Origin of the sequence: Salinicola aestuarinus, assembly GCF_003206645.1 — a bacterium.
In the GTDB taxonomy this organism is placed as follows: domain Bacteria; phylum Pseudomonadota; class Gammaproteobacteria; order Pseudomonadales; family Halomonadaceae; genus Salinicola; species Salinicola aestuarinus.
Genome location: NZ_PZJP01000005.1, coordinates 194489 through 218665, shown reverse-complemented (window position 1 = coordinate 218665; position 24177 = coordinate 194489). Strand labels below are relative to the sequence as shown.

Sequence of the window (24177 nt, the reverse complement as noted above, 5' to 3'; positions counted from 1 at the left end):
GTGTTGGAAAACGCGTTTCAACCGGGAGCATATGCAAAATGCAAAGCCGGTGTCGCAATTTGCAGATCGGGAGTGCGAACGTCGGCGGCAGCGTGGACGCGCCCGAGTCATGCCATCAGCAGGCAGCAGGCAGCAGGCAATGATCGACAGCCTCGCCCGAGCCATTCCGCCGCGCCCGCGGCAACGACACCGCTTGTCAGGTCACTGTGTCAGAGGGACGGCCGTGAGACCGCCGTCAACGGCGACGTCATCCCGTGGCGCCGAAAGCACCGCTCACGCGAACAGGCGCATCCGCAGACGCCGGGGGAGTAACGGGCTGACCAGTGCGCCAAGCAGCGTCATCACGCCTCGGCGCCGGTCTTTCAGAAAGGCGCTGGGCGAGCTAAAGAGACCGGCGAGCGCAAAGTGCAAAGAGAGCGTTGGTGCCCCTCCCGATCTCAGCGCGCGCCGGGCCAGATAACGACAGTAGGTTGCACGTGCCGAGGCGACGCCAGCGTGGCTGGCGTAATCCCCCGCCAGGCTATGCCAGCCGGCATACATCGCCTGCAGGTTGGCCGACAGGCCACCGGTCGACATGCGGTAGCCCACCAGCAGGGTGTCCAGCCCACGGACCTCTCGGCCGCTGTCGACCACCCGAGCCAGCCACTCCTGATCCTCCGCGTACTGCATGCCGTCACGAAATCCGCCAATTGCCTGCCAACACTGCCGACTGACCACCAGGTTTGAGCTGGTGCAGACCGGGTTCTCCCCTAGAATCTGACTCAACGCCAGCGGCCCTGAGGGCACGCTTGACTGGGTCGACGCCTCGTTAAAATTCGACACCCCCTCGGGCAGGAAGGCGATCCTCGCGAAGCTGGCCGCACATTCCGGATCATCCCGGTGATGCTGACGGTGCCGTTCCAGCTTGGTCGGCAACCAGAGGTCGTCTGCATCGAGAAAGGCGAGAAGCTCCCCCTGCGCCTTGGCGGCACCGGCATTGCGGGCGGCCGCCACGCCCCCGTTGGGCAGCGACAGTATCTGAATTCGCGGATCGCGCTCCCTCAGGCGCTGCAGATGCGCCGGCGTCTCATCGGTCGATCCATCATCAACGAGCCAGAGTTCGAAATCCCGCTCCGTCTGCATCAGCACGCTGGCGACCGTCTCTTCGATGGAATCGCTGGCGTTGTAAACCGGGACGATGACGCTGAATATCGGTCGATTCATACACAGGACCTTTCTGGTGTCGCGGCCTCGGCAGCCACGTCGCGCCGCGACAGGAGCCACAGCGCCATGGGGATCACGACCATGGCCAGCCCGGCAACATAGGCCACCGCCGAAGCCATCAGCCCCCAGCTGGCGAAGGTCACCAGCCCCGTCAGCGCGGCGGCGGTCGATGCACTGCTGATGCCGGCTTCGATACCCGCATGGTCGTTGGCGCGCAGCCAGGCACTAGCGACGGCGGCGAAGATCATGGGAATGGCGCCCAGTCCCAGTACCGATACGAGTGGCGCAGCCTCCGTCCATTGCGCACCAAAGACCCACGGAACATACCAGGGGGCAAGGGTGACCTGCGCCAGCAGTATGGGCAGAAACACGAGCAGCGCCACGCGCATTCCCTTGCGGCAACGCTGGCGACGCTGCGAGGCATCCTTGGCGCTGCAGAGATAGGGAAACAGCACCTGCCCCAGCGCCATGACGAAGGACGTCGTGATGCCGAGCCCGGCATTGAAAGCAAAATAGTAGATGCCCAGCGCATTGACACCGAATAGCGCACCGACGATGAGTTTATCGAGCTGGACACGTCCCACATTGACCAGTTCCGAGATCAGCACGCCGGTGCCGAACCCGACAAAGCCACGCCATGGCGCATAACCGGACCGGCTACACGGCGCCCAGGGCCTGGCGCGGCGCGCCAGGATCAGCCATAGCGGCGCCGTGCAGAGCTTGGGCAGCACGATGGCCCAGGCACTCGGCCAGATGAGGACCAGTATGAGGGTCAGCAGATGATCACTGACATTCTGGATGGTCGCGATGCGCGCGATGGCCCCGAAACGCTCTTCACGCATCAGCAGGTTGACCGATACCAGCCCGGCGGGCATGAACAAGTAGACCCCGGCGAGCACCGACAACATCACGGCAATGTCGCTCAGGCCGGTGAGCCACAGGGCGCCGGCCAGCAGCAGCTGCACCCCGCAGACCAGTAGACACCAGAGCCAGAAGAGGCGACCTGCCGTGTTGCAGGTGGCGTCGAGCTGCGTGGCCCCGACCGCGATCACCCGCTGACCAATGCCGGCGTTGGTCAACACCCGAACCACCTCGAAGAGACTGAGCGCCAGCGCGGCTGCCCCCATCATGGCGGGCGAGACCTGTCTGGCGATCACCACGACCGCCAAGATACGCGCGACTCGATTGATCATCTCGGCACTGCCGAAGGCCATCAATCCCCGGTAGAGGGGGCTGGATTCATAGCGGGACAGCAGAGGAATGCGCAACATGAAAGTCTCCGGATAAAGAGCATTTCTCCACTGCTTTCAATATCCAGGCCAACACTCGCTAAGTTTTATGTAAAACAAGGCTCTATCGTTTTTATCTTTCCATTTCGCACACTATCTCGCGGATTTATCCGCAGATTGCAAAACCCATTGTGCGACGCATTGCAATACGCAAATAGGGGCGAGCTGACAATCGCAATAAATAGCATAATGCTCTGATAAATAATGAAAAATAAAAGTTGGCACGATTTATGGATGTTGGTCTGTCGAAACGCTCTTTTACGTCCAGCGGAGAGACAACATGCCAGCTTTCTCGACCCACTCCTCACGCACTTTTCAGACTCGCGACAGCCGCTCGGCCCCTACGACGCCCAGTGCCGCGACGCCGTTATTCGGCCTGTCGCTGCTCAATGCGTCTCGCGATGCTGCGGTCTCCTTGATTATCGACCACGCGACCCATACGCAGTCGACGACTATCAACTTCATCAACGCCCACTGCATCAACGTGGCCCGCCACGACGCGACCTACCGTGAGCACCTCGCCGAGTCCGACCTTTTGCTCCCGGACGGTTCCGGCATGCGTATCGCTGCCAAGCTGGCCGGCAAGACCATGGGCGATAACCTCAACGGCACCGATCTCTTCCCACCGCTGTGCGAAAGAGCCGCTAAGAAGGGCCTCTCACTCTATCTGTTGGGCGGCAAACCCGGCACGGCCCAGCAGGCAGCGGGCGCGATGCAGCAACGCTACCCCGACCTCGAGATCGCGGGCACTCAGCATGGATTCTTTGCCCCCGCCGAAACCGAACTTCTGATTTCGCGAATCAATCGCGCCCGTCCCGCCATTCTGTTCGTCGGCCTGGGCGTCCCGCTGCAGGAGAAGTGGATCGCCGAGAACCGTCATCGGCTTCGCGTACCGGTCATCATCGGGGTCGGAGGCCTGTTCGACTACTATGCCGGCAACGTCACTCGCGCCCCTGAAGTGGTTCGCCGTGTGGGTTGCGAATGGGCATGGCGACTGATGCAGGAACCCCGGCGTCTGGCCAGCCGATACTTGATCGGCAATGCCACCTTCCTGTTCCATGCGCTATGCCATGGCGTGCAGTCGCGCATCCCGGGCCGCAGGATTCAGAGCGTCATCAAGCGGGCCGTGGACATCACCGTCTCCGCCACGGCGATCCTCGCCCTCGCCCCTCTGATCGGCCTGATTGCGCTGGCAATCCGCAACGAAGACGGCGGACCGGCGCTGTTCACCCAGCGGCGCATCGGCGCTTATGGCAAACCTTTCAAGATGCTCAAGTTCCGCTCCATGGTCCAGGACGCCGAGGCCCGTCGCGCCGAACTGCTTTCGCAAAGCGAGCGTCAGGGCGCCTGCTTCAAGATGAAACGTGACCCGCGGATCACGCGCGTTGGCGCGCTGCTGCGCAAGACCTCGCTGGACGAGCTGCCGCAGTTGTTCAATGTGCTGCGCGGTGACATGTCGATCGTCGGCCCTCGTCCGGCGCTGCCCGAAGAGGTGATTACCTATCAGGACGCAAGCTGGCTTCGCCTGGGCGGGAAACCCGGCATCACCTGCACCTGGCAGGTATCAGGCCGGGCCGATATTCCGTTCGAACAGCAGGTCGTCATGGATATCGCGTATCTCAAGCGCCACAGCGTGATCCATGACATCGGTCTGATGTTCCGTACCGTACCCGCCGTCCTCGCGCGACGGGGAGCCTACTGAGTGCCGGGTAGTGGCAAGAGACGGCAGGTAGCCTCAATCACGATCCAGCGTGGCAAAGAGGTCGCGGGCGTGCTCGATCACCCCCGCGACCTGCGCCTGCAACTCGGGTAGCCGGCAGCCGGCCTCTTCCTTCGGCAAGTCTCGATAGACCTGCACTGCCTCCATCAGCGCAAAGGCGCCAAAGTTCCCCGCGACCCCCTTGAGGCTATGCGCGGCCCGAGCGGTGAGATCGAGATTCTCCTCCACGTAGCCTCTCTCGATATCCGTGATCAATCGCTCGAGGTCGTCGACCGCCGCCTTCAGCAGCAGGTCGCGACGCGCCGATGCCAGCGGCTTGAACAGCGCCTGGAAGTAGTCCTTGTCGATCGGCATGTCGCGCGACTGGCTGGCGGCCCCTTCTGCACCTTCCGCCGCGGGCGATGGTCTGTCATCAGCCAGCGAGGGAGAGACGTGCTGTACTCCCGCGCCAGGCGGGGAGGCCGCGAAGATCGCCTGCAGCGACGTGCGCAGCACGCGAGCGTCGACCGGCTTGGAGAGCGCGGCGGTGAATCCCTGGCTTTCAAGCCCTTCCCGCTCGGCACGATTGGCGTGCGCGGTCACCGCGATGATCGGCACGGATCGCACGGTGGCATCCGACGCCGCTCGAATGCGGCAAGTTGCCTCGACACCTGACAGGCGCGGCATCCGGATATCCATCAGAATGGCATCAAAGCCGCCCGCCAGTGCCTGTTCCACGGCGACATCCCCGTCATCGGCCGTCACCCAGTCGCAACCCATGAGGTCGAGAAACTGAGTCAGAACGAGGCGATTGGTATCGATATCATCCACCACCAGCAGACGAGGACGACGCGCCTCGACCCGCAGCGGCGCCATCGACGCGCGGGTCGATCCTTCATCCTGCTCGGGCGCCGGGCCGACGGGCAGCGTCAGCACGACACCGATGGCACCGGCGTCATCGATGCGCGTGAGCGTCCCGCCGATCGCGGCGGGAATACGCTGCATCAACGGATATCGTGTCGTTCCATCGTCGAGCAACCCTGGCCTGCCATTCAGCGTAGAGAGACGTATCGTCAGGTGGCCGTCATTGAAGGTCGCGTGCAGATGCACTGGCCCACCATCCCGGATCAGCCGACCGATCAGCACATCCATGATCTGTCGACATCGATGCGGGTCGATGACCACTGCCTGCGGAACCGACTGATCGACCGCAAGGCGCAAGAGAGGGTCGGGCTGGGCGTGGGCGTACTGCCAGAACTGCATCAGGTGATCGAACAGCTGGCGAATTTGCACGGGTTGCGGCGAAGACTCCAGCGCCTTGTCCTCGGCATAGGCCATCTCGGCGATGTCACCGATGTAGAGATCGAGTTGCTTGGCCGCTTCCCGAGCCACGGTCAGCCGGCTATGCGACTCGCCCTCGGGAACCCCCGAGGCCAGTAACTCCAGCATGCCGAGAATACCGTTGAGGGGAGTCCGGATGTTATGGCTGACCGTCGCCAGAAAGTCCCCCTTGAAGTCCAGCGCCTCCTCCAGCGCGCGCTGGCTCTGGCGCAGCGTCGCGCCCAGTCGCGTGAGCTGGTGAACGCGCCGCTCGGCGACCCGCGCCAGTGCCTGAATCGTACGCTCGGACTGGCGCTTTTCGGTAATGTCCTGAACGGTGCCGAAGAGCACGGCAAAATCGCCTTGCTCGTCGGCCTCTCGATGCACCACCCAGCGGGTCCAGCGCACGGCCCCCCGACGGACAATGCGTAGCTCGTGGGTCTGCTCGCGCTCATCGTGATTCGACGGTGAAAACGATGCCTCGAGCCGCATCAACCGATCCTGATCCAGCGGATGGACGACGCCGCGCAAGGCTTGCTCGTCGGCTCTGACGGCAGGCTCGAGGCCCAGCAGTGTGTTGAATTCAGGTGACGTCAGTAATCGATCGGCGCGGTGGCGATGAAACGTTGCGAGACCGGCAGTGCGTTGGGCCCGAAGTAGATGCTGGCTCTCGATATCGAGCCGCTGACGCAGCTCGGCCTCGCGCTCCATCAACTGCTCATTGGCGTGCAGGAGTTCGCGACTGCGCGACTCGATGATCTGCTCCGCCTCTTCGCGCGCGGCCTCCGAGCGTTGAAGACGTCGCTCAAGGCGCCGGATGAGTTCAGCTGATGGGGCTTCATCGGATAGAGACACTAAAGACTCCTCTTCGCCGGGCGGCTTGCCCCAGAATGCAGTCGAACGAACGGACGATGGCCGCGGCAACGGACGGCGACTCGTTCCTGCGGCCATCTTAGTTGCCTCCGCTCGGGCCTGCCTATCCGACTCTCGCGCTGGTCCGTGCGTCGGGAGGGTGTCGATCGTCCCGACGCGGCGGTGTGAATCGCGAAAATGCTAAGATACAACGCCATTCCGCAAAGTCGTTCAACGTGTCGCAACCGCCGCTCAAACCTCATTATTCTGCTCCGCCCACCTGGCTCTGGCTGCTCGCCTTCGGCCTCGCGGCGATCAATCTTCGCGCCCCCATCGTCGTGATCGGGCCAGTGCTGGAACCGATCATGTCGACGCTGGCCATCGATGCCAGCACGGCGAGCCTGCTGACGACCGGGATGATTCTCTGCTTCGGGCTGCTCTCGCCGCTGGCACCCGGTTTCGCCGACCGGGTCGGGCTCGATCGGGCGATCGCCTGTGCGCTCACGCTGGTCGCCGCGGGCGGGGCGCTGCGGGGGGTCGAGCTGCTGTCACCGATGCTGCTGGGCACCCTGCTGGCAGGACTGGGGATCGCCTTCGGCAACGTGTTCATGCCGGCGCTGGTCAAGCGCGATCGCGGTGATCGGCTGGGCCAGACCATGGGGCTCTATACGGTAATGATGGGCATCGGCGCGACCGTGAGCGCCGGAACGGCAGTACCGCTGATGCAGATGAGCGACAGCTGGTCGACGCCGATCTGGCTGTGGGCTGGCGTAGGGCTCGCCTGCGCTCTGCTGTGGTGGGGCATGGCCCGGCGGGCCAGCGTGGCGGGCACCCAGGCGGCCCGGCCGCCAATGTCACGGCTCTTCCGCAATCCGGTCGCCTGGACGCTGACGCTCTTCATGGGCGCCCAATCGCTCGGTTTCTACACTCTGCAGACCTGGCTGCCGGCGCTGGCGAGCGACGCGGGCGTCCCCGCAGCAACCGCGGGACTGATGGTCTCGACCATCAACCTGACCAGCATTCCGGCCAGCTATCTGATCGCCCGACTCGCGGCGCGGCTCAGCCATCACAGCCTGTTGGTGGTCGCGCTCTGCGCGCTGATCGGCACCTCGCTGCTCGGCCTGCTGCTGGCGCCAACGGCAGCGCCACTGGCGTGGGCGGTCCTGCTCGGCGCCGGACAGGGTGGCTGCTTCAGCTTCGCGCTGACGATGATCGTGCTGCGGACCCGTGCGCCGCACCACGCGGCAATGCTCTCGGGGATGTCCCAGAGCCTGGGCTATCTGCTCGCCGCCGGGGGGCCGCTGCTTTTCGGTGCGCTGCACGGCTGGACCGGCAGCTGGCACGTCTCGCTGCTCTTCCTGCTGGTTCTGCTGGCGGGCCAGAGCGTGGCCGGCGTGCTGCTTGGCCGGCCGCGAATGGTCGAGCTGAAAAACGCCTGAAGCACGCGTCAGCTCACACGTCGAGCTGGAACGGATAGACGCTGCCGACCCGCAGCAGCCCGGTGAGCTCGTCGAGTGCGGTCAGCGTCTCGCGGGCGAGTGCCGGGTCGGCGAGATCCCCCGGGCCGAGCCGGTCGCGGTAGTGCCGCTCGACCCAGGCGGTGAGTTCGGCGTAAAGCTTTTCGGTCAGCAGCGCACGTCCGCTCATCGCGCCGCGCTCGGCGGCGGAGAGCGCCACGCGCAGACGCAGACAGGCGGGGCCGCCGCCGTTGCGCATGCTCTGCTTGACGTCTTTCACTACCACCTCGCTGATCGGGTTGTAGCCCGCCAGCAGCAGATCCTGAATCGTGCGCCAGACCGACTCGTTCTCCTGACACTCCCCGGGTACCACCAGCGTCATGCTGCCGTCGGGATTGGAGAGCAACTGCGAATTGAACAGATAGGTCGATACCGCGTCGTCGAGTGCGACGGCCTCGCTCGGCACCCGCACCGGAATCAGGGGTGTCGACATCCGCTCACGCAGCGCGTCCAGCGTGCCCTCCTCGTCCCGGAACGCCATGTCGTGATAGAGCAGCACGGGGCCGTTGCCCACAGCGATGACATCGTTGTGGAACACGCCGGCGTCGATGGCGTCGGGGTGCTGCTGGGCGAAGACGCACTGGGCCTCGCTCAGGCCATGCTGGCGGGCGATGGCTTCGCTTGCCTCTCGCGTCTGGCGGGCCGGATAGCGCACCGGGCCGCGCTCGCCGCCAAACGCCTGACGCCCGTAGACGTAAAGGTGCACCCCCGCCTCGCCGTGGTCGCCTGCCAGTCGGGTGTGATTGGCCGCGCCCTCGTCGGAAAACGCCGGCGTCGCCGGCAGCGCCGGGTGGTGCGCGAAGTGACCGGCGTCGTTGAAGATCGCGGCCAGCACTCGCGCGGTGGTCTGCGGCTCCAGATAGCGATGAAAGCTCGACTGCAGATTGGCGGGGGTGAAATGGACGCGGCCGTCGGGCGCGTCCACGCCCGGCGTCACCGTGGCGGCATTGGCCGTCCACATGCTCGAGGCCGAGCAGACCGCGCGCAGGAGTTGCGGGGCCTGCTCGGCGGCACGGGCGAGGATCTGGGCATCGCTGCCGCCAAAGCCGAGCGCACGCAGGGCACCGAGATCGGGGCGCTGCTGCGGCAACAGCACGCCCTGAGCGTAGCCGGCATCCATCAGGGACTTCATCTTCGCCAGTCCCTGCAGGGCCGCCTCCCGCGGATTGGCATCGAGCCCCCCGTGGCGCATCGAGGCGACGTTGCCGTGGGAGAGCCCGGCATAGTTGTGCGTCGGACCGACCAGACCGTCGAAGTTGATCTCCTGGACGTCACTCCCCGCGTCGTTCATCGCCTCGCCGCTCATAACGTGACCCCGGGTGGCAGCTCGCTCGGCATCGCCAGGGTGTCGGACTCCATCGAGGCCACCGGGTAGGCGCAGTAGTCGGCGGCGTAGTAGGCGCTCGGGCGGTGATTGCCGCTGTCGCCGATACCGCCGAAGGGGGCATCACTGGAAGCACCGGTGGTCTGCCGGTTCCAGTTGACGATGCCGGCGCGAATGCGCAGCAGAAAGTCGTCCCAGTCGGCTTGATCGCCGCCGATGAGGCCGGCGGAGAGACCGTAGCGGGTGTCATTGGCAAGCTCGATCGCATCGTCCCAGTCGGCGTAGCGGCTCACCTTGAGCAGTGGCCCGAAGTGCTCCTCGTCCGGCACGTCGCAGCCGGTGACGTCGACCAGCCCCGGCGAGAGCAGGCTGGTGCCCGACTCCAGCGATGCCATGCGCACCAGCACCTCGCCGCCGCGGGACTCGAGCTCCGCCTGCGCGGCAAGCAGCCCCTCGGCGGCTTCCGGGCTGACAAGTCCCGAATAGAACGGCGCAGGTTCGCTGAACGGCGCGGCCACGTGCAGCTCGCGCATGACCTCGACGAGCCGGTCGATCAACCGATCGCCGCTTTCCCCCTTCGGCACGATGAGCCGTCGGGCGCAGGTGCAGCGCTGCCCGCCGGAGAGAAACGCGGACTGCAGCACGGTGAGTACGGCCGCGTCGAGATCGCGCACGTCCTTGATCACCAGCGGGTTGTTGCCGCCAAGCTCCAGCGCCAGAATCTTGTCCAGCTGGCCGGCAAACTGACGGTGCAGCAGCCCGCCGATCTTGGCGCTGCCGGTGAAGAGCAGGCCATCGATATCGGCATTGCCCGCCAGTGCCTGCCCCACCTCGGCGGCGCCCTGAACCAGATTGATCACGCCGGCCGGCAGTCCCGCTCGCTCCCAGCACTGCAGCACCAGGTCGGCAGTCATCGGCGTCTGCTCGCTGGGCTTGAACACCACGCAATTACCCGCGAGCAGCGCCGGTACGATATGCCCGTTGGGCAGGTGTCCGGGAAAGTTGTAGGGGCCGAAAACGGCCATCACCCCATGGGGACGGTGGCGTAGCACCGCCCGCGTTCCGTTGGCGTCGCGGGCACGCTCGCCCGTCCGCTCGTGGTAGGCGGTGAGCGAGATGGCGACCTTGCCGATCATCGCGCCGATTTCGGTTCGTGCCTCCCAGATCGGCTTGCCGGTCTCCTGGGCGATGCTGACCGCCAGCGGCTCGCGTTGCGCCTCGAGCTGGTCGCGAAAGCGCTCGACGACACCCTGTCGCTCGTCGAATGCCCGTTGCGCCCAGCCGGGGAAGGCGCGGCGTGCTGCCGCGACCGCCGCATTCACCTGCTCGGGTGAGGCCGCACTCGCCTGCCACAGCGCCTCACCCGAGACGGGATCTCGCTTGTCGAAGACGTCGGCCTGACCCTGCTGCCAGTGACCGTCGATCAGCAGCTGCTGTTTGGCGTGCATATCTCACTCCTGGTTGTTCTGGAACGCGGGCAAGGCACCCGGCGCGTTCGGCCCAGCCCCTTTCCTCGTCGATTCGCCCGGCGGCGTCGCCGGATCACGCCACGGCGCGGCGCGGGTCGCCTCGCGGGGCTGGGGTCGCTGTGTAGACGTTCTTTACGTTTCGAGCAGGCGCAGCCGGCCGCCACTGCCCACGCCGAGGCGCGCGGCCTCCCGCGGCGTGAGCGTCACGACACCGTCGTCGCTCGGCCCGCGACCGATCCAGCTGCAGCGAAAATCCGCCATGCCGGTGCTCGCCGCCAGCCAGCCCGGCCGCTCGCTCTGTTCGAGCCCGGCATCGCCGATCTCGACGCTCACGCAGTGGGAGTGGCGGATCGCCCGCACATCGTCGATATACGCCTCGACCGTGGGGCCGCCGTCGAAGATGTCGATGTAACCCTCCCAGCGCAGCCCCTCTTTCTTGAGCATCTCCAGCGCCGGGCGGGTGTGTTCGTGCACCTGACCGATGCAGTCGCGGGCCGCCTGCGGCAGGAACGGCGTGTAGATCGGATACTTCGGCATCAGCTCGCCGATGAAGCTCTTCTGCCCAAGGCCGGTGAGCTGATCCGCCCGCTTGAACTCCATCGGAAAGAAGTGGCTGCCGAGACTCTCCCAGAACGGATTGACGCCATCGGCGCTGAACGCCCCGCGCATCTCGGCGAGCACCTTGTCGGGAAAGCACTCGCGGAACTCCGCCATGAACAGCCAGCGTGCCTTGGAGAGCAGCGTGCCGTTACGATCGCGCCGATAGGCCGGACGCAGAAACAGCGACGCCACCTCGGCATCTCCGGTGTGATCCGAACTGAGAAAGAGCGTGTCGATGGTGCGGTGCAGATCGAGCTGCACCGACGAGTGGGCAAGCTTGCCCACCCGGTAGTGGTAGAACGGCGTCTCGCGACCGACTTCAGCCTCGATGGCGCAGCAGCCGGCGAGTTCGCCGCTGGTCTCGTCCTCGAGCACGAAGAAGTAGAGACGCTCCTCCGGCGGTACGCGGGCCTCGAAGGCCGCGACCGCCTTGTCGATCTTGGCGCTCAGAAACTCCTGACTGTCCGGCAGCGAGGTAAAACCGACGCCGGTTTCCTGGGCCAACGCCCTGAGCTCTGCGATGTCGTCGTATGCGATGGGTCTCAGGCGCATCAGAATTCCCCCTCGTCCAGCGCGTCCTCGACGTCTGGCAGCGGCAGTGGTGCGGCGAGTACCGCGCGCCCTTCCTCGACACCCAGCAGTTCGGCCTGGGCCTCGGAGAGCAATAGCTGTCCGGTGGGCGTCAGCGCGTAGCGAGCGACGGTGCAGCGGAAATCCGCCAGCTGCTGGTTGGCGACCATGGCCGGCTCGCCGTCCGGCAACGAGGCTGCCGGGCGGATGCGCACCGGATGCCAGCCGCAGCCGGTGAGCGTGCGCAGCCGGGCGCGCTCGCCACGCAGTACGGGGCCTGCGTCGAAGATATCGACGTGACGCGAGCGTACGAACCCCTCGGCGAGCATCTCGGTCAATGCCGACTCGTGGACCGCGTGTTCACGACCGATCGCGGCCCGAGCCTGCGGCGTCAGCAGCGGCAGATAGAGCGGAAACTGCGGCATCACCTCGGCGATGAAGCTCTTCGAGCGCACCCCCGCCAGATGATTAATCTCGTGGTAGTCCTGCTGGAAGAAATGGCGACCGACGCTGTTCCAGAACGGCGACGCGCCGTCATCGTCGAGATAGCCCGGAAAGGCGACCCCGAGCACGTCGGCGAAGCGCTCCGGATACTGTGCAATGAACATCAACCGTGCCCGACGCAGCAGAGATGCCGCGCTGGTGCCGCGGTAGCGGGCATCCAGCGACAGCGCACAGAGCAGCGACACTTCCGACATCTCGTGGGAGAGCGAGAGCGTCTGCACCTCGTGGCGCAGATCCAGCTGCTGCGAGGCGTGAATCAGCGTCTCCTGACGATAGGTGTAGTAGACGTCCTGCGCCCCGGCCTGGGCCCGGATGCTGGCGGTGCCCACCAGCTCGCCGCGATCCTCGAGCACAAAGGTGTAGGTCTCGTCGCCGGGGAAGTCGACGTTGTGGGCCAGTGAGTGCGTCGAGCGGGCGATACGCTCCTCGAGCCGGTCGCGATGCAGCGGCAGATTGGTCAGCCGCGGCGTGGCGCTGCTGGCGAGACGCTCGATCGCCGCCAGGTCGTCAGACCGCGCGGGGCGCACCAGCAGCTGACCGGTATCGTCCGCCGCCGCGGCGGCGGCGGTCGACGTTCGCGAATCACTCATGACTGGCCGAGGAGCCGCTCGATGGCGAGCTCCAGACGCGCCATGCCCTCTTCGATGTCCGCCTCCGAGATGATCAGGGACGGCGCCATGCGCAGCACGTTGGGGCCAGCGACCAGCGCCATCAGCCCCTCTTCGAGGGCCAGCGGCAGGATCTCGCGCGCCTTGCCCTGGAAGTCGTCGCTCATTTCGGCACCGATCAGCAGGCCCATGCCGCGAATTTCCTTGAATACGCCGTGCTTGCGGTTGATCACTTCGAGATGCTCGCGGAAGAGCATGTGGCGCCGCTCGACGCCCTCGAGCACCGCGGGCGTGTCGATGGTGGTCAGCGCCGCGAGGCCCACCGCACAGGCCAGCGGGTTGCCGCCGTAGGTGGAACCGTGCGTACCGACGACCAGCGACTTGGCAACCCGGTCGGAGGCCAGCATGGCACCGAGCGGGAAGCCGCCACCGATCGCCTTGGCACTGGTCAGAATGTCCGGCGTCACGCCGTAGTGCATGTAGGCGTAGAGCTTGCCGCTACGCCCCACGCCGGACTGCACCTCGTCCATCACCAACAGCGCCTGGTGCTGGTCGCAGAGCTCGCGCAGCCCCTGCAGGAATTCGGGCGTGGCCGGGGTCACGCCGCCTTCGCCCTGGATCGGCTCGACGACCACCGCGCAGGTGTCGTCGTCGATCAGCTCACGCACGCTATCCAGATCGTTGAAGGTGGCGTGGCTGATGCCGGCGGGTACCGGACCGAAGCCCTCGGTGTACTTGGGCTGGCCGCCGACGCTGACGGTGAAGAGCGTGCGCCCGTGGAAGGACTGCTTGAACGAGATGATCTTGTGCTTCTTCTCGCCGAAGTTGTCGAACCCCCAGCGACGGGCCAGCTTGAACGCCGCCTCGTTGGCCTCGCCGCCGGAGGAGCAGAAGTAGACCTTGTCGGCGAAGGTACGCTCGACCAGCTCGCGACTCAGCGCCAGCGCCGGCTCGTTGGTGTAGACGTTGGAGAGATGCCAGAGCTTGTTGGCCTGCCCGGTGAGCGCCTCGACCAGGACGGGATGACAGTGACCGAGCGCATTGACTGCGATGCCGCCGGCGAAATCGATGTACTCGCGCCCTTCCTGATCCCACAGACGGCTGCCTTCACCGCGGACCGGAATCGCGCGCTGCGGGGCATAGTTCGGGGCCATGTACTTGTCGAAATCGTCACGTGTGGAGCTGGCGGGCATGTCTCTCTCCCTGGAGATGGGTCTATCGAACCGAGGTGTTCAAACGAGTATAGGGACCGGGCGACGCATCGACTTTCAGCGATGGGACGGGGAGTTGCGAAAAGCGCCCACGCCCGGCCACCTGGCGATCGTCTACCTTATTCGTGAAAACGGGTTGTCGTCACGCCCTGCCGCCCCGATGTCATGGGCGACCACCGACATTCACCGCCGCCGACGGATGGCTCGCGCCGGCTGAGTCTCGGCGTCATCCGTTCCCGGCGGCGCGAACCGCTATCCGATCAGGGAGTACCCGCATGAAGATCGACCTTACCGGCAAGACCGCCATTGTCACCGGCTCCACCGCCGGCATCGGCCTCGCCATCGCCCGGGGGCTCGCCGGCGCCGGCGCCGCCGTCACCCTCACCGGACGTACCCAGGCGCGTGTCGACGACGCGATCGCCACGCTCAAGGAAGCGGTGCCCGGGGCGACCGCCGACGGCGTCGCTGCGGATCTCGGCACGGCCGAGGGCTGCAGCGCACTGATTCAGGCCAAGCCCGACTGCGACATCCTGATCAACAACGTGGGGATCTTCGGGCCGAAGGACTTCTTCGAGATTCCCGACGAGGAGTGGCAGCAGTTCTTCGACGTCAACGTGATGAGCGCGGTGCGGCTGTCACGCCACTACGCCCAGGGCATGAAGCAGCGCGACTGGGGCCGGATACAGTTCCTCTCCAGCGAATCGGCCCTCAACATCCCCGCCGAGATGGTGCACTACGGCATGACCAAGAGCGCGGTGCAGTCGATCTCCCGCGGTCTCGCCAAGGTGCTCGCCGGCACACAGGTGACGGTCAACGCGGTGCTGCCGGGGCCGACCAAGTCAGAAGGGGTCGGCAACATGATCGCCGGGATCGCCCGGCAGCAGGGGGTGAGCGAAGCCGAGGCGGAGGCCAACTTCGTCAAGGACAACCGGCCGTCGTCGATCATCCAGCGCGTGGCCGAGGTCGACGAGGTGGCCAACCTCAGCGTCTATCTCGCCTCCGAGCAGGCCAGCGCCACCACCGGCGCAGCCATGCGGGTCGAGGGCGGCATCGTCGATACGATGGCCTGACGCCAAAGCGTCACGCGGCAAAAACGGCCCGTACCGTAGGCTGTCATCACAAAAACGCCAGCGACGGTCGTCGCTGGCGTTTTGCGTTGCGCATCACCAATGCTGTGGCGCGCGGCCCGTGTCAGCCGGCGTAGCGCTTGAAGATGACGCTCGCGTTCACCCCACCGAAGCCGAAGCCGTTGCAGATGGCATGCTCCATCGGCATCTCGCGGGATTCGCCGCGGACGATGTCCATGTCGGCAGCCATCGGGTCCGGGTCGTCGAGGTTGCGCGTCACCGGGGCGATCTGATCGCGCAGGGCGAGCAGCGTGAAGATTGATTCGACCCCGCCGGCGGCGCCCAGAAGATGGCCGGTGGCCGCCTTGGTGGCACTGATTGCCGGGCGGTGATCGCCAAAGACCCGACGCACAGCGGCGAGTTCGCCGCGATCGCCGACTGGCGTCGAGGTGGCGTGGGCGTTGAGATGGCCGATATCCGTGGGTGCCAGATTCGCCTGACGCAGGGCGACCTGCATCGCGCGAGCCGCACCCTCACCGTTTTCCGGTCCGGCGGTGAGGTGATAAGCGTCCGAGCTGGTGCCGTAACCGACGATTTCCGCGATCGGCTTGGCACCGCGGGCCAGTGCGTGCTCGAGGGTCTCGATCACCAGCAGTCCCGCGCCCTCGCCCATCACGAAACCGTCGCGACCCTGATCGAAGGGGCGCGAGGCGGCTTCCGGCGTGTCGTTGTAGTGCGAGGAGAGCGCTTTTGCAGCGGCAAAGCCGCCGAGGCTGACGCGATCGATACACGCTTCGCTACCGCCGCAGACGGCAACGTCCGCTTCGCCGGCGTGAATCATGCGCGCGGCGTCGCCGATCGCCTGCAGACCGGCAGCGCAGGCGGTCACCGGCGCGCCCAGCGGCCCCTTGAGACCGTGGCGGATCGACACGTGGCCGCAGGCCAGGTTGGCCAGAAACGACGGAATCGTGAAGGGGGACAGGCGGCGCGGGCCGCGGCTGTCGACCGTGCGCACGGCGTCGGCGATGGCCGGAAAGCCGCCGATCCCGGAGCCAATGACCGTGGCGGTGCGCTCCTTGTCGGCGTCGCTCTCGGGGAACCAGTCGGCCTGGGTGAGCGCCTGCTCGGCAGCCACCACGGCCATCTGAATGAAGCGGTCCATCTTGCGCCGCTCCTTCGGGTCGATGGTGCCGTCGAGATCGAAACCGGTGCTGTCCTCCTCGATCGATGGCACCGGACCGCCGACGCCGACGGCGAGCCCCTCGACGGTTTCGGCAGGCAGCTGCCGCAGGCCAGAGGTGCCGGCCAGCAGCCGCTGCCAGACGGTTTCGAGACTGCAGCCCAGCGGCGAGAGAATGCCCATTCCGGTCACTACGATGCGTCGCATGACGGTGTCCTTATCGGTCGTTGATCGTGCGCCTGGCCGCGTCGGCGCCCTCGGCAGGGGCGGCCGCGTCGGTCTCGGCGGAATTCGGGGTGGTGTGCGCGCGCATCGATTGCATGCGCTCGGCGCGTCGATGCATGGCTGGCGTGGCGTCCGGCCCCGGGCATAGCGTGAGACGCGACAGCGTCAGCGCGTCGCCGGACCGGGCGTCGACAACGACCGGCGCAATAGGCGCCCGGGTATCGCGGTCAACCAGTTGGAGCCCCTGCTGGGAGATCGGGCGATGCAGCTCGCCCCAGCGATAGAGCGTGAGGAGAACCGGGAGCAGCTCCCGGCCCGCCAGCGTCAATCGGTACTCGAAGCGCGCCGGCCGATCCTGATAGCGGAATTTCTCGAGCAGGCCGTTGGCGACCATGCGCTCGAGACGCCGCGTCAGCATGTTGGAGGCGATGCCCAGATCACGCTGAAACGTATCGAAGCGCGTGGCGCCCTGAAAGGCATCACGCAGAATCAATAGCGTCCAGCTGTCACCCACGCAGTGCAGGGCACGCGCGATGGGGCAAAGCTCGGGGTCATCGCTTACTTTCATAATGAAAGCGACTTTACCGGAATTCGGTTACGAGGGAAAGTTCGGGCCGGCTGGACGCGCTACCGTTGCGCCCAGCCTCTGCGCTCGACGAACGCTGCGTCAGGCCTTCGCGCCCAGCCTCTGCGCTCGACGAACGCTGCGTCAGGCCTTCTCGCCCAGCGCGGCGATGTGTTTCGGCAGGCGGTCATGCGAGCCATACATGAAGTGATTCTCCATGCGCTCGGCAAAGCGTGCGGCTTCCGGTTCACGCCCCACGGCCATGGCGACTTCACGTATGTGCATCGGCGAGGCGCCGCAACAGACACCGATATAGTTGACCCCGCCTTCATACACCTCGCGAGCGAAGGCACCGAGTTCATAGCGGTTGCAGAACAGCGGATCCAGCGCGGTGGGGAACGGCCGCCCATGCGGCGATGGGCAGCTGCAGTGGTGCGTATCGGAGAGGTTGAAGAATGTTGGCTCCTGCTCGGTGGTACGGTAGGTCACCGGTAGCGCCGCCACGTGACAGGAGACCGCCTCCCGGACCTGCTGAATCCACGGCAGCATGGTATCCGGTCCCCGGAAGCAGTTCAGTCCGACCACGCTGGCGCCGTTTTTCTCGAGGGCGACGCAGGTCTCGACGATACCGGGGCCGTCGACCATGGCGTTTCCGGCCATTGGCGCCAGCGTGATGACAGCGGGCAGCCCCTTCGCCTTGATCGCTTCCAGCGCCGCCTGCGCCTCGCCGGCATAGTAGAACGTTTCACCGATGATGAAATCGGCACCCTCCTCGACCGCCCACTGCACCATCTCGTCGAACATCGCGCGCACACTCTGCTGCGATGCCGGATCTTCGGGATCCCAGACGTTGCTGTTGGAGATATTACCGGCCACTAGGTTACCCGGCTGCTCGTCGGCGACCTTGCGCGCAATCCTGAGTGCGGCGCGGTTCAAGGGCTCCAGCAGCTCCTCTTTGCCGATCACCCGCATTTTTTCGCGATGGCCGTTATAGGTGAACGCCTGCACGATGTCCGACCCGGCGTGCTGGAAATCCCGATGCAGCGCTTCCAGAGCATCCGGACGCAGTAGCGCCACCTCGGGCACGAACTCACCGGCCGAGAGATAGCCGCGGCGCTCGAGCTCGAAGAGAAAGCCTTCGGCGCAGATAAGAGGGCCCTGGTCGAGCCGCTGGGTGATCAGATCGTTTGCCATGAGTCAGTGCCTTCGCGATGTCGGGGTCGGTGAAACGCATTCTGGCAGCCCTTTCGCCATTAATACTAATGAACGATTCGGCACTCAACATGAACGTCGCTCATGCCAGACAGGATGGACACGTCACAGCGCCTGACCGGCATCCTGGGCACGCGATGGCAGGCTCGAGTCGTCATCGACGGCGATGTCACCACGCCGGATGAGGACCGACAAAGGGCGCTTCCAACTCGCGTTCATGACGCCGACGCGGCGACATCGAGCGCCTGGTGCAACCGAACCCGGTCGAGGCGCTCACCGTGTCGTTCCACCCAGCTCTGTCCCTGGCGTACCCAGCCCTGACTCTCCAGGCTTGGCGCGAGGACCAGACTCGCCTCGATGGAGACCTCGCGAGCGCCGGCGTGGCGAAACGCCTCCAGCGTGAGCGCGAGCAGCCGGGCACCGATACCCTGACGTGCCACCGACGGCCAGACGTACAGTGTCTCGACATGATGCTGCGTGGCGTCACGCTCACAGAAGCCGACGCAGTGACCGTCGCACTCCGCCACCAGCGTCGGATAGAGCGCCTGGCGGGCCATCCACGCCTCGGCGGTTCGCGGTAGCGCCGCCGCCCACGCTTCACGCTGGGCCAGGGTGTAGTGGGACGAGGCGCCCTCCATGACGGCATGGTGGAAGACTTCTGCCTGGTCCGCGGCGTCGCGCGGCAGGGCTTCTCGAAAACGCGTCCGCTCGATCATGCTCTCTCTCCTCGCAGTTCGGCCGGCTGGCTTGCCGGTCCCGACCCCCACTCACAGAATGCGCCTCTGGCTCGATCACTGGCGTGGTGTCGATCGCGCCGCCATCTTGGCGCTCGATGACGCACTAAACAAGGCATGACGGGGCCAGCCGACTCCGGCAGCCAGGCGGTCTTGCGACGCGATTCGGCGTCAGGCGGCGGCGTCTTCTATCAGCTTTTCGAAGCGTGGAAAGCGCGTGGCGATCTCGCTCGCCGTGACGATCGAATTCTGCGCCAGCGCGTTGCTCATCGTCAGCAGCAGGAAATCCGGCTCGGGACCGATATCGAGCCAGTGCGGCAGCCCCGCGGGGACCGAGATCAGATCGCCACGGTCGCAGCCGACGACATAGACGCGACTGTTCACGTGCAGATAGAAGATCGCCTGTCCGCGCAGGAAGAGATGCCAGCTCTCCTCGTCGTCTGCGGACTCGGTGAACAGCAGCTCACGCCGCAGTTCGAGATCCGGATAACGCGGGCTCATGCCCCGCAGATCGCAGTGGGCACGGCCACTCAGCCGCAGCACCTCGGTAGCGACATCGTGATGCAGGACCATCAGTTCCTGTCGATCGGCACCCACGGGCAGTGGCGTCAATTCACGCCGGTCGAAGTAGACCTCGATGGTGCTCATCTCCAGCGAGATGCGGTAGGGGTCCTGCGTGGTCAGCAGCGGCTGATCGCCGTCCGCTTCGTGATATACGTGTAAAAAACTCATCCAACACCTCTCCGTGGCATCTGTGAGTCCGTATGATGCGAGACGATGAACGGCCCGTCTCACCCTGGCTCACGTGTCCCTGCAGTATGGCACCGTTGCCGAATTTCACCTCCAGAACGCCGATTCCCATGCCCTCTCTGGATACAAGCTTCACGCTCTCGACGATCGGTCATCTCGCGAGCGACTACCCCGACAAGTTCGGCATCCCGCGTCAGCCCGGTCTGGCGCCGTCGGCTCGGGCAATCCTTTATCTCGCCGACGCGTACGACGATCCGATGGCCGTCTCCGGCCTCGAGGACTTCGAGCATCTCTGGCTGCAGTTTGTCTTTGACCGCAGCCCCGAGCGCTGGTCGACTCGCGTCCGCCCGCCGCGACTGGGCGGCAATCGCCGAATCGGTGTCTTCGCCAGTCGCGCCACCCATCGCCCCAATCGGCTCGGTCTGTCCCTGGTGACACTCGAGCGCGTCGAGACCAGCCGCAAGCCGACGCCGAGCGACACGCCGATCGCCGGCTCACGACTGGCCGGACACCGAAGTCGGGTGAAGCTCCATCTGCGAAGCCACGATCTCAGCGACGCCACGCCGATTCTCGACATCAAGCCCTACCTGCCGTGGGCGGAGGCGCGGGGCGATGCCCGCGCCGGCTTCGCGCCGACGCCGCCGACAGTGACGCCGGTGGCGTTCACCGAATCGGCGATGGTGCAGCTTGCGCAGCGCGCTGACGGTGACGCGCTGCGCCAGTTGATCGAAGAGGTGCTGGCCCAGGACCCGCGGCCGGCCTACCACGCCAGCGATCCGACGGCGACGCGCGATTACGGCGTCTGCCTGCGCGACGTCAACGTGCGCTTTCGGGCGGTGGCGAGTGAGGTGGGCGCCTGGCTCGAGGTGTTCGCGGTCGAGCCCCGGGATCTGGTCACACCCTGACGATCCGGCTAGGCTTGGCGCTCTTCGCCCATCCTCTGGAGCTTCTCGATGCGAATGCCGACGATCCTGCTCTCTCTCTCCGTGCTCGCGGCGCTGTCGCTGCCGGCGCTTGCCGATGACGCCTCGCCCCATGTCCGCCTCGAGACAAGCCAGGGGAACATCGAGGTTGCGCTCGACGCCGAGGCCGCGCCGGCCACGGTCGACAACTTCCTGCGCTACGTCGATGAAGGTTTCTATGCCGGCACGGTGTTTCACCGGGTGATGCCCGGCTTCATGATCCAGGGCGGCGGCATGGACGCCGAGCTGACGAGAAAGGAGACTCACGCGCCGATTCCGCTCGAGAAGAGTGGCCTCGACAACCGCCGCGGCACCATCGCCATGGCACGCACGGCCAATCCGGACTCGGCGACCAGCCAGTTCTTCGTCAATCTGGTCGACAACGACGCGCTCAACTATCGCGATCTCTACAACCCGGGCTACACCGTCTTTGGTCACGTGGTCTCGGGCATGGACGTCGTCGACGCCATCGCCGAGACCCCGACCGGCCGCCAGGGCCCCCACGCGAATGTCCCCCGCCAACCGATCACGATTGAGGGAGCGGAACGCGTCGACTGAAGCGCCCTCCGCTGGCACTCGGCACGCCAGAAACGACAAAGCCCGACGGTTGCGACCGTCGGGCTTTTTTCTTGCTGGCGACTGGCGCGGTGGTTACCGCCGAGCTCGCCTCAGTCGAAGGTCATGCCGATCCGGCGCCCCACCTCTTCGTAGGCTTCGATGACGCCACCGAGGCCCTGGCGGAAACGATCCTTGTCCATCTTCTCGCGGGTGTTGGCGTCCCATAGCCGGCAGCCATCCGGGGAGAATTCGTCGCCGAGCACGATCTCGCCATCGAACACGCCGAACTCGAGCTTGTAGTCCACCAGCAGCATGTCGCCGTCGAGAAAGAGCTGCTTGAGCACGTCGTTGACGCGAAAGGTGAGCGACTTCATCGTCGCCAGCTGCTCGGGAGTCGCCCAGCCAAAGGTCTCGGCGAGCGACTCGTTGATCATCGGATCGCCCTTCTCGTCGTTCTTGAGAAAGAGTTCGAAGGTAGGCGGTGTCAGCGCGATCCCCTCCTCGACCCCGAGCCGGCGGACCAGGCCGCCCGCTGCCACGTTGCGCACCACGCACTCGACCGGAATCATTTCGAGCTTCTTCACCACGCACTCGGTATCCGAGAGCAATGTCTCGAAGTGCGTCGGGATGCCCGCCTGGGTCAACTTGTCCATGACGAAGGCATTGAAGCGGTTGTTGACCAGCCCCTTACGCTCGAGCGCCTCCTTCTTCTTGCCGTCGAAGGCGCTGGTGTCGTCGCGGAAGTGCAGCACCAGCCGCTGCGGGTCGTCGCTCAGATAGACCGACTTGGCCTTGCCGGCATAGAGAAGATCGCGTTTTTGCATGCAGCTGTCTCCGCGTCGCGCCCGTGAATCGATGGAGAAGACGGGCGCCTGATTCTTGATGAGGGTGGAAATATCGGATACCGCAGGCAGGTGACGGCCGAGACCGCTCAGGCGACCCGCTGCCAGTCGGTTCCCTGGTTCTGTGCCGAGATCATCAGCCGAGAGGCATCGCCATCGAGCAGCGGCATGAGCGCCTCGCGAGCCAGATCGGGATGATTATTCTGCTCCGAGAGGTGCGAACAGACAATCCGCTGAAGCCGGTCGAGCCCGAGATGCTGGAGCAGCGCTGCCGCCTGCGCGTTGGCAAGATGCCCCCAGCGACCCGCGACCCGGCGTTTGAGATGCGCAGGATAGGGTCCCTCGGCGAGCATTCGCGGATCGTGATTGCACTCGAGAAAGAGCGCGTCGCAACCGCGAAACGCCTCGATCACGTGCGCCGTGGGGTGGCCAAGATCGGTCAGCACACCGACATGGCGATCGTGCGCCCGAAAGCGGAACTGGATCGGCTCGCGGGCATCGTGGGGCACGGTGACCGGGTCGATCTCGAGACCGCCGATGGCAAAGCGCGCCTGCGGCGTGATCAGCGTGTACGCGTCCAGCGCGCCCAGTCGACCGCTGAACCAGCTACCGGCGCTGAGATGAACCGGAATGGCATAGCGCCGGGCCATCGGTCCGACGCCGGTGATGTGGTCGCTGTGCTCGTGGGTGACAAGAATCGCCGACAGCTGACGCGGATGCACGCCGAGCGCCGCCAGACGACGCTCGGCGTCGCGCAGGCGAAACCCGCAGTCCACCAGCACCAGCGTCTCGCCGTCGCTGACCAGCGTGGCATTGCCTTTGCTGCCGCTGCCCAGAGAAGCGAAATAGAGCCCCGGGGACGCCTCGGGTCCGAAGGGCGCACCGCTCCCCTGGCGCTCTGCCGCCGACGCTGACGGCATCAGCGCAGCGTTGCCGCGATCGCGTCGAGCAGATCGCGTGACGCACTGGCGGGTACCTGACCGCCGTCGGGATCTTCGACCCCGACGGTCGTCGAGTCCGCCTGAGACTGGAGCTGCAGCCGATAGCGCGTAGCCGGCGCGGCATCCTCGCCGAACCAGTTCACCGGATTGGCCCAGCCGCCCCAGCTGCCGGCGCTCGCGTCACGATCGCGATAGTCGACGTAGAACTGCCCGGCGCTGCGGTTCTGATCGACCAGCGTCAGCCGATCGGCGTCGAAGGCGTTCTGCAGCTGATAGAGAATCTCCGACCAGGCGCGTTCACCATCCAGCGCCAGGGCCAGCTGCCAGCTATCGCCGCGATTCTGCAGTTTGATGCGCTCGCTCTGATCCAGCGGCTGAGCGGCGAGAGAGACGCCGGTATCCGTATCGCCACCGGCTTCCAGATACGCCTTGACCGCGCTCAGGCACTGGGCGCTGGCACCGACGTCACAGCGAACCTCGCTGGTTCCGCCGCGCAGGCCCTGACGCACGCTCAGGCTCCCTTGCGGGGTGTCGATGCGTCCGCTGGCCGGGTCGATGGCGGTGGTCTCGACGCCGTGATCGGCGACGAAGCCCTGCAGCCGCGGCCACACGCTCGCCGGCGCGGCGCTCACCAGCAGCCAGCTCTCGCTGCCCGCCTTACGCATCTCGGCGAAGGGTTGGTCGCTGCTGCCACTGGCCGCCAGCGGCGCGGGGCGCGGCGCATCGGGATCGGCTTCGGAAGCCATGAAGTCGCTGTCGGCCTGCGGCACCGGCATCGAATCCTGATAGCGGATCGCGTTCTGCGAATCCGGCAGCTGCAGCGGCTCGCTCATTTCGGCATTGCGGTACTCATCGTTGCGATCGTAGTAGTAACCGCTCTGGAACAGACCGCAGCCGCTCAGTGCAACGGACGAGCACAACATCAGGGGCATCCACTTGAGGATGGGCTTCATGCATCCACCTTTCTTCGATACG

The 24177-nt window shown here is 65.7% G+C and carries 21 protein-coding genes; 5 read left to right on the top strand and 16 right to left on the bottom strand.

The window, feature by feature from the left end:
- Positions 1-273 precede the first annotated feature (273 nt).
- Positions 274-1203, bottom strand: coding sequence for a glycosyltransferase family 2 protein (locus DOM41_RS06440; RefSeq protein ID WP_110686012.1), 930 nt, complete (start codon positions 1201-1203; stop codon positions 274-276).
- Positions 1200-2474, bottom strand: a complete 1275-nt coding sequence (locus DOM41_RS06435; RefSeq protein WP_110686011.1) for an oligosaccharide flippase family protein — start codon at positions 2472-2474, stop codon at positions 1200-1202. The genes DOM41_RS06440 and DOM41_RS06435 overlap by 4 nt, the downstream gene beginning before the upstream one ends.
- A gap of 298 nt (positions 2475-2772) precedes the next feature.
- On the opposite strand from DOM41_RS06435, the gene DOM41_RS06430 reads away from it, so the two are divergent.
- Positions 2773-4194 carry a WecB/TagA/CpsF family glycosyltransferase gene (locus DOM41_RS06430; RefSeq protein ID WP_110686010.1) on the top strand — a complete coding sequence of 474 codons (1422 nt, stop codon included), beginning with the start codon at positions 2773-2775 and terminating at the stop codon, positions 4192-4194.
- 33 nt (positions 4195-4227) lie between these two features.
- Here the strand turns inward: DOM41_RS06430 and DOM41_RS06425 are convergent, their stop codons facing one another.
- Positions 4228-6366 (bottom strand): response regulator, encoded by a 2139-nt coding sequence (locus DOM41_RS06425; protein WP_188112368.1) that lies wholly within the window; start codon positions 6364-6366, stop codon positions 4228-4230.
- A 233-nt stretch (positions 6367-6599) separates the two neighbouring features.
- On the opposite strand from DOM41_RS06425, the gene DOM41_RS06420 reads away from it, so the two are divergent.
- Positions 6600-7802 (top strand): CynX/NimT family MFS transporter, encoded by a 1203-nt coding sequence (locus DOM41_RS06420; RefSeq protein ID WP_245391761.1) that lies wholly within the window; start codon positions 6600-6602, stop codon positions 7800-7802.
- Between the two features lie 13 nt (positions 7803-7815).
- Here the strand turns inward: DOM41_RS06420 and astB are convergent, their stop codons facing one another.
- The 5 genes from astB to DOM41_RS06395 all read right to left on the bottom strand — a co-directional run bounded on the left by astB (position 7816) and on the right by DOM41_RS06395 (position 14148).
- Entirely contained in the window at positions 7816-9186 is a 1371-nt protein-coding gene (astB, locus tag DOM41_RS06415) for an N-succinylarginine dihydrolase (RefSeq protein ID WP_110686008.1), read from the bottom strand.
- Positions 9183-10652: a succinylglutamate-semialdehyde dehydrogenase gene (gene astD / locus DOM41_RS06410; RefSeq protein WP_110686007.1), complete on the bottom strand. Its 1470-nt coding sequence runs from the start codon at positions 10650-10652 to the stop codon at positions 9183-9185. The genes astB and astD overlap by 4 nt, the downstream gene beginning before the upstream one ends.
- Before the next feature lie 153 nt (positions 10653-10805).
- Positions 10806-11825, bottom strand: coding sequence for an arginine N-succinyltransferase (gene astA / locus DOM41_RS06405; protein ID WP_110686006.1), 1020 nt, complete (start codon positions 11823-11825; stop codon positions 10806-10808).
- Complete coding sequence (locus DOM41_RS06400; RefSeq protein ID WP_110686005.1) at positions 11825-12937, bottom strand: arginine N-succinyltransferase; 1113 nt, start codon at positions 12935-12937, stop codon at positions 11825-11827. Before DOM41_RS06400 ends, astA begins: the two co-directional genes overlap by 1 nt.
- Positions 12934-14148, bottom strand: coding sequence for an aspartate aminotransferase family protein (locus DOM41_RS06395; RefSeq protein WP_110686004.1), 1215 nt, complete (start codon positions 14146-14148; stop codon positions 12934-12936). The genes DOM41_RS06400 and DOM41_RS06395 overlap by 4 nt, the downstream gene beginning before the upstream one ends.
- Before the next feature lie 293 nt (positions 14149-14441).
- On the opposite strand from DOM41_RS06395, the gene DOM41_RS06390 reads away from it, so the two are divergent.
- Positions 14442-15236, top strand: a complete 795-nt coding sequence (locus DOM41_RS06390; RefSeq protein ID WP_110686003.1) for an SDR family NAD(P)-dependent oxidoreductase — start codon at positions 14442-14444, stop codon at positions 15234-15236.
- A 121-nt stretch (positions 15237-15357) separates the two neighbouring features.
- Here DOM41_RS06390 and fabF read toward each other — a convergent pair whose 3' ends face one another.
- From fabF to DOM41_RS06365, 5 genes are all read right to left on the bottom strand, one after another.
- Positions 15358-16620: a beta-ketoacyl-ACP synthase II gene (gene fabF / locus DOM41_RS06385; RefSeq protein WP_110686002.1), complete on the bottom strand. Its 1263-nt coding sequence runs from the start codon at positions 16618-16620 to the stop codon at positions 15358-15360.
- Between the two features lie 10 nt (positions 16621-16630).
- Positions 16631-17206: a winged helix-turn-helix transcriptional regulator gene (locus DOM41_RS06380; RefSeq protein ID WP_110686001.1), complete on the bottom strand. Its 576-nt coding sequence runs from the start codon at positions 17204-17206 to the stop codon at positions 16631-16633.
- A 141-nt stretch (positions 17207-17347) separates the two neighbouring features.
- Positions 17348-18397 (bottom strand): homocysteine S-methyltransferase family protein, encoded by a 1050-nt coding sequence (locus DOM41_RS06375; protein ID WP_110686000.1) that lies wholly within the window; start codon positions 18395-18397, stop codon positions 17348-17350.
- Between the two features lie 233 nt (positions 18398-18630).
- Positions 18631-19131, bottom strand: a complete 501-nt coding sequence (locus DOM41_RS06370) for a GNAT family N-acetyltransferase (protein WP_110685999.1) — start codon at positions 19129-19131, stop codon at positions 18631-18633.
- 189 nt (positions 19132-19320) lie between these two features.
- Positions 19321-19881: a cupin gene (locus tag DOM41_RS06365; RefSeq protein ID WP_110685998.1), complete on the bottom strand. Its 561-nt coding sequence runs from the start codon at positions 19879-19881 to the stop codon at positions 19321-19323.
- 128 nt (positions 19882-20009) lie between these two features.
- Here DOM41_RS06365 and tsaA point away from each other — a divergent pair, with 128 nt between their 5' ends.
- A complete protein-coding gene (tsaA, locus tag DOM41_RS06360; protein ID WP_110685997.1) occupies positions 20010-20804 on the top strand; it encodes a tRNA (N6-threonylcarbamoyladenosine(37)-N6)-methyltransferase TrmO in 795 nt (264 codons plus the stop codon).
- A 48-nt stretch (positions 20805-20852) separates the two neighbouring features.
- The gene (locus tag DOM41_RS06355) at positions 20853-21419 is read left to right on the top strand and encodes a peptidylprolyl isomerase (RefSeq protein WP_110685996.1); all 567 of its coding nucleotides are present in this window, start codon (positions 20853-20855) and stop codon (positions 21417-21419) included.
- A gap of 110 nt (positions 21420-21529) precedes the next feature.
- Here DOM41_RS06355 and purC read toward each other — a convergent pair whose 3' ends face one another.
- The 3 genes from purC to DOM41_RS06340 form a co-directional block, all read right to left on the bottom strand.
- Positions 21530-22243, bottom strand: coding sequence for a phosphoribosylaminoimidazolesuccinocarboxamide synthase (gene purC, locus DOM41_RS06350; protein ID WP_110685995.1), 714 nt, complete (start codon positions 22241-22243; stop codon positions 21530-21532).
- Between the two features lie 107 nt (positions 22244-22350).
- Positions 22351-23181 carry an MBL fold metallo-hydrolase gene (locus DOM41_RS06345; protein ID WP_110685994.1) on the bottom strand — a complete coding sequence of 277 codons (831 nt, stop codon included), beginning with the start codon at positions 23179-23181 and terminating at the stop codon, positions 22351-22353.
- Entirely contained in the window at positions 23181-24155 is a 975-nt protein-coding gene (locus DOM41_RS06340; protein ID WP_110685993.1) for an outer membrane protein assembly factor BamC, read from the bottom strand. The genes DOM41_RS06345 and DOM41_RS06340 overlap by 1 nt, the downstream gene beginning before the upstream one ends.
- Positions 24156-24177 lie beyond the last annotated feature (22 nt).

Coding starts and splice junctions, on each gene's coding strand:
- DOM41_RS06440 (WP_110686012.1), bottom strand. CDS start 1,203: ATGAATCGACCGATATTCAGCGTCATCGTCCCGGTTTACAACGCCAGC.
- fabF (WP_110686002.1), bottom strand. CDS start 16,620: ATGCGACGCATCGTAGTGACCGGAATGGGCATTCTCTCGCCGCTGGGC.
- astA (WP_110686006.1), bottom strand. CDS start 11,825: ATGCGCCTGAGACCCATCGCATACGACGACATCGCAGAGCTCAGGGCG.
- astD (WP_110686007.1), bottom strand. CDS start 10,652: ATGCACGCCAAACAGCAGCTGCTGATCGACGGTCACTGGCAGCAGGGT.
- DOM41_RS06375 (WP_110686000.1), bottom strand. CDS start 18,397: ATGGCAAACGATCTGATCACCCAGCGGCTCGACCAGGGCCCTCTTATC.
- DOM41_RS06380 (WP_110686001.1), bottom strand. CDS start 17,206: ATGAAAGTAAGCGATGACCCCGAGCTTTGCCCCATCGCGCGTGCCCTG.
- DOM41_RS06340 (WP_110685993.1), bottom strand. CDS start 24,155: ATGAAGCCCATCCTCAAGTGGATGCCCCTGATGTTGTGCTCGTCCGTT.
- DOM41_RS06400 (WP_110686005.1), bottom strand. CDS start 12,937: ATGAGTGATTCGCGAACGTCGACCGCCGCCGCCGCGGCGGCGGACGAT.
- DOM41_RS06365 (WP_110685998.1), bottom strand. CDS start 19,881: ATGAGTTTTTTACACGTATATCACGAAGCGGACGGCGATCAGCCGCTG.
- DOM41_RS06345 (WP_110685994.1), bottom strand. CDS start 23,181: ATGCCGTCAGCGTCGGCGGCAGAGCGCCAGGGGAGCGGTGCGCCCTTC.
- DOM41_RS06430 (WP_110686010.1), top strand. CDS start 2,773: ATGCCAGCTTTCTCGACCCACTCCTCACGCACTTTTCAGACTCGCGAC.
- DOM41_RS06390 (WP_110686003.1), top strand. CDS start 14,442: ATGAAGATCGACCTTACCGGCAAGACCGCCATTGTCACCGGCTCCACC.
- DOM41_RS06435 (WP_110686011.1), bottom strand. CDS start 2,474: ATGTTGCGCATTCCTCTGCTGTCCCGCTATGAATCCAGCCCCCTCTAC.
- astB (WP_110686008.1), bottom strand. CDS start 9,186: ATGAGCGGCGAGGCGATGAACGACGCGGGGAGTGACGTCCAGGAGATC.
- tsaA (WP_110685997.1), top strand. CDS start 20,010: ATGCCCTCTCTGGATACAAGCTTCACGCTCTCGACGATCGGTCATCTC.
- DOM41_RS06355 (WP_110685996.1), top strand. CDS start 20,853: ATGCGAATGCCGACGATCCTGCTCTCTCTCTCCGTGCTCGCGGCGCTG.
- DOM41_RS06395 (WP_110686004.1), bottom strand. CDS start 14,148: ATGCCCGCCAGCTCCACACGTGACGATTTCGACAAGTACATGGCCCCG.
- purC (WP_110685995.1), bottom strand. CDS start 22,243: ATGCAAAAACGCGATCTTCTCTATGCCGGCAAGGCCAAGTCGGTCTAT.
- DOM41_RS06370 (WP_110685999.1), bottom strand. CDS start 19,131: ATGATCGAGCGGACGCGTTTTCGAGAAGCCCTGCCGCGCGACGCCGCG.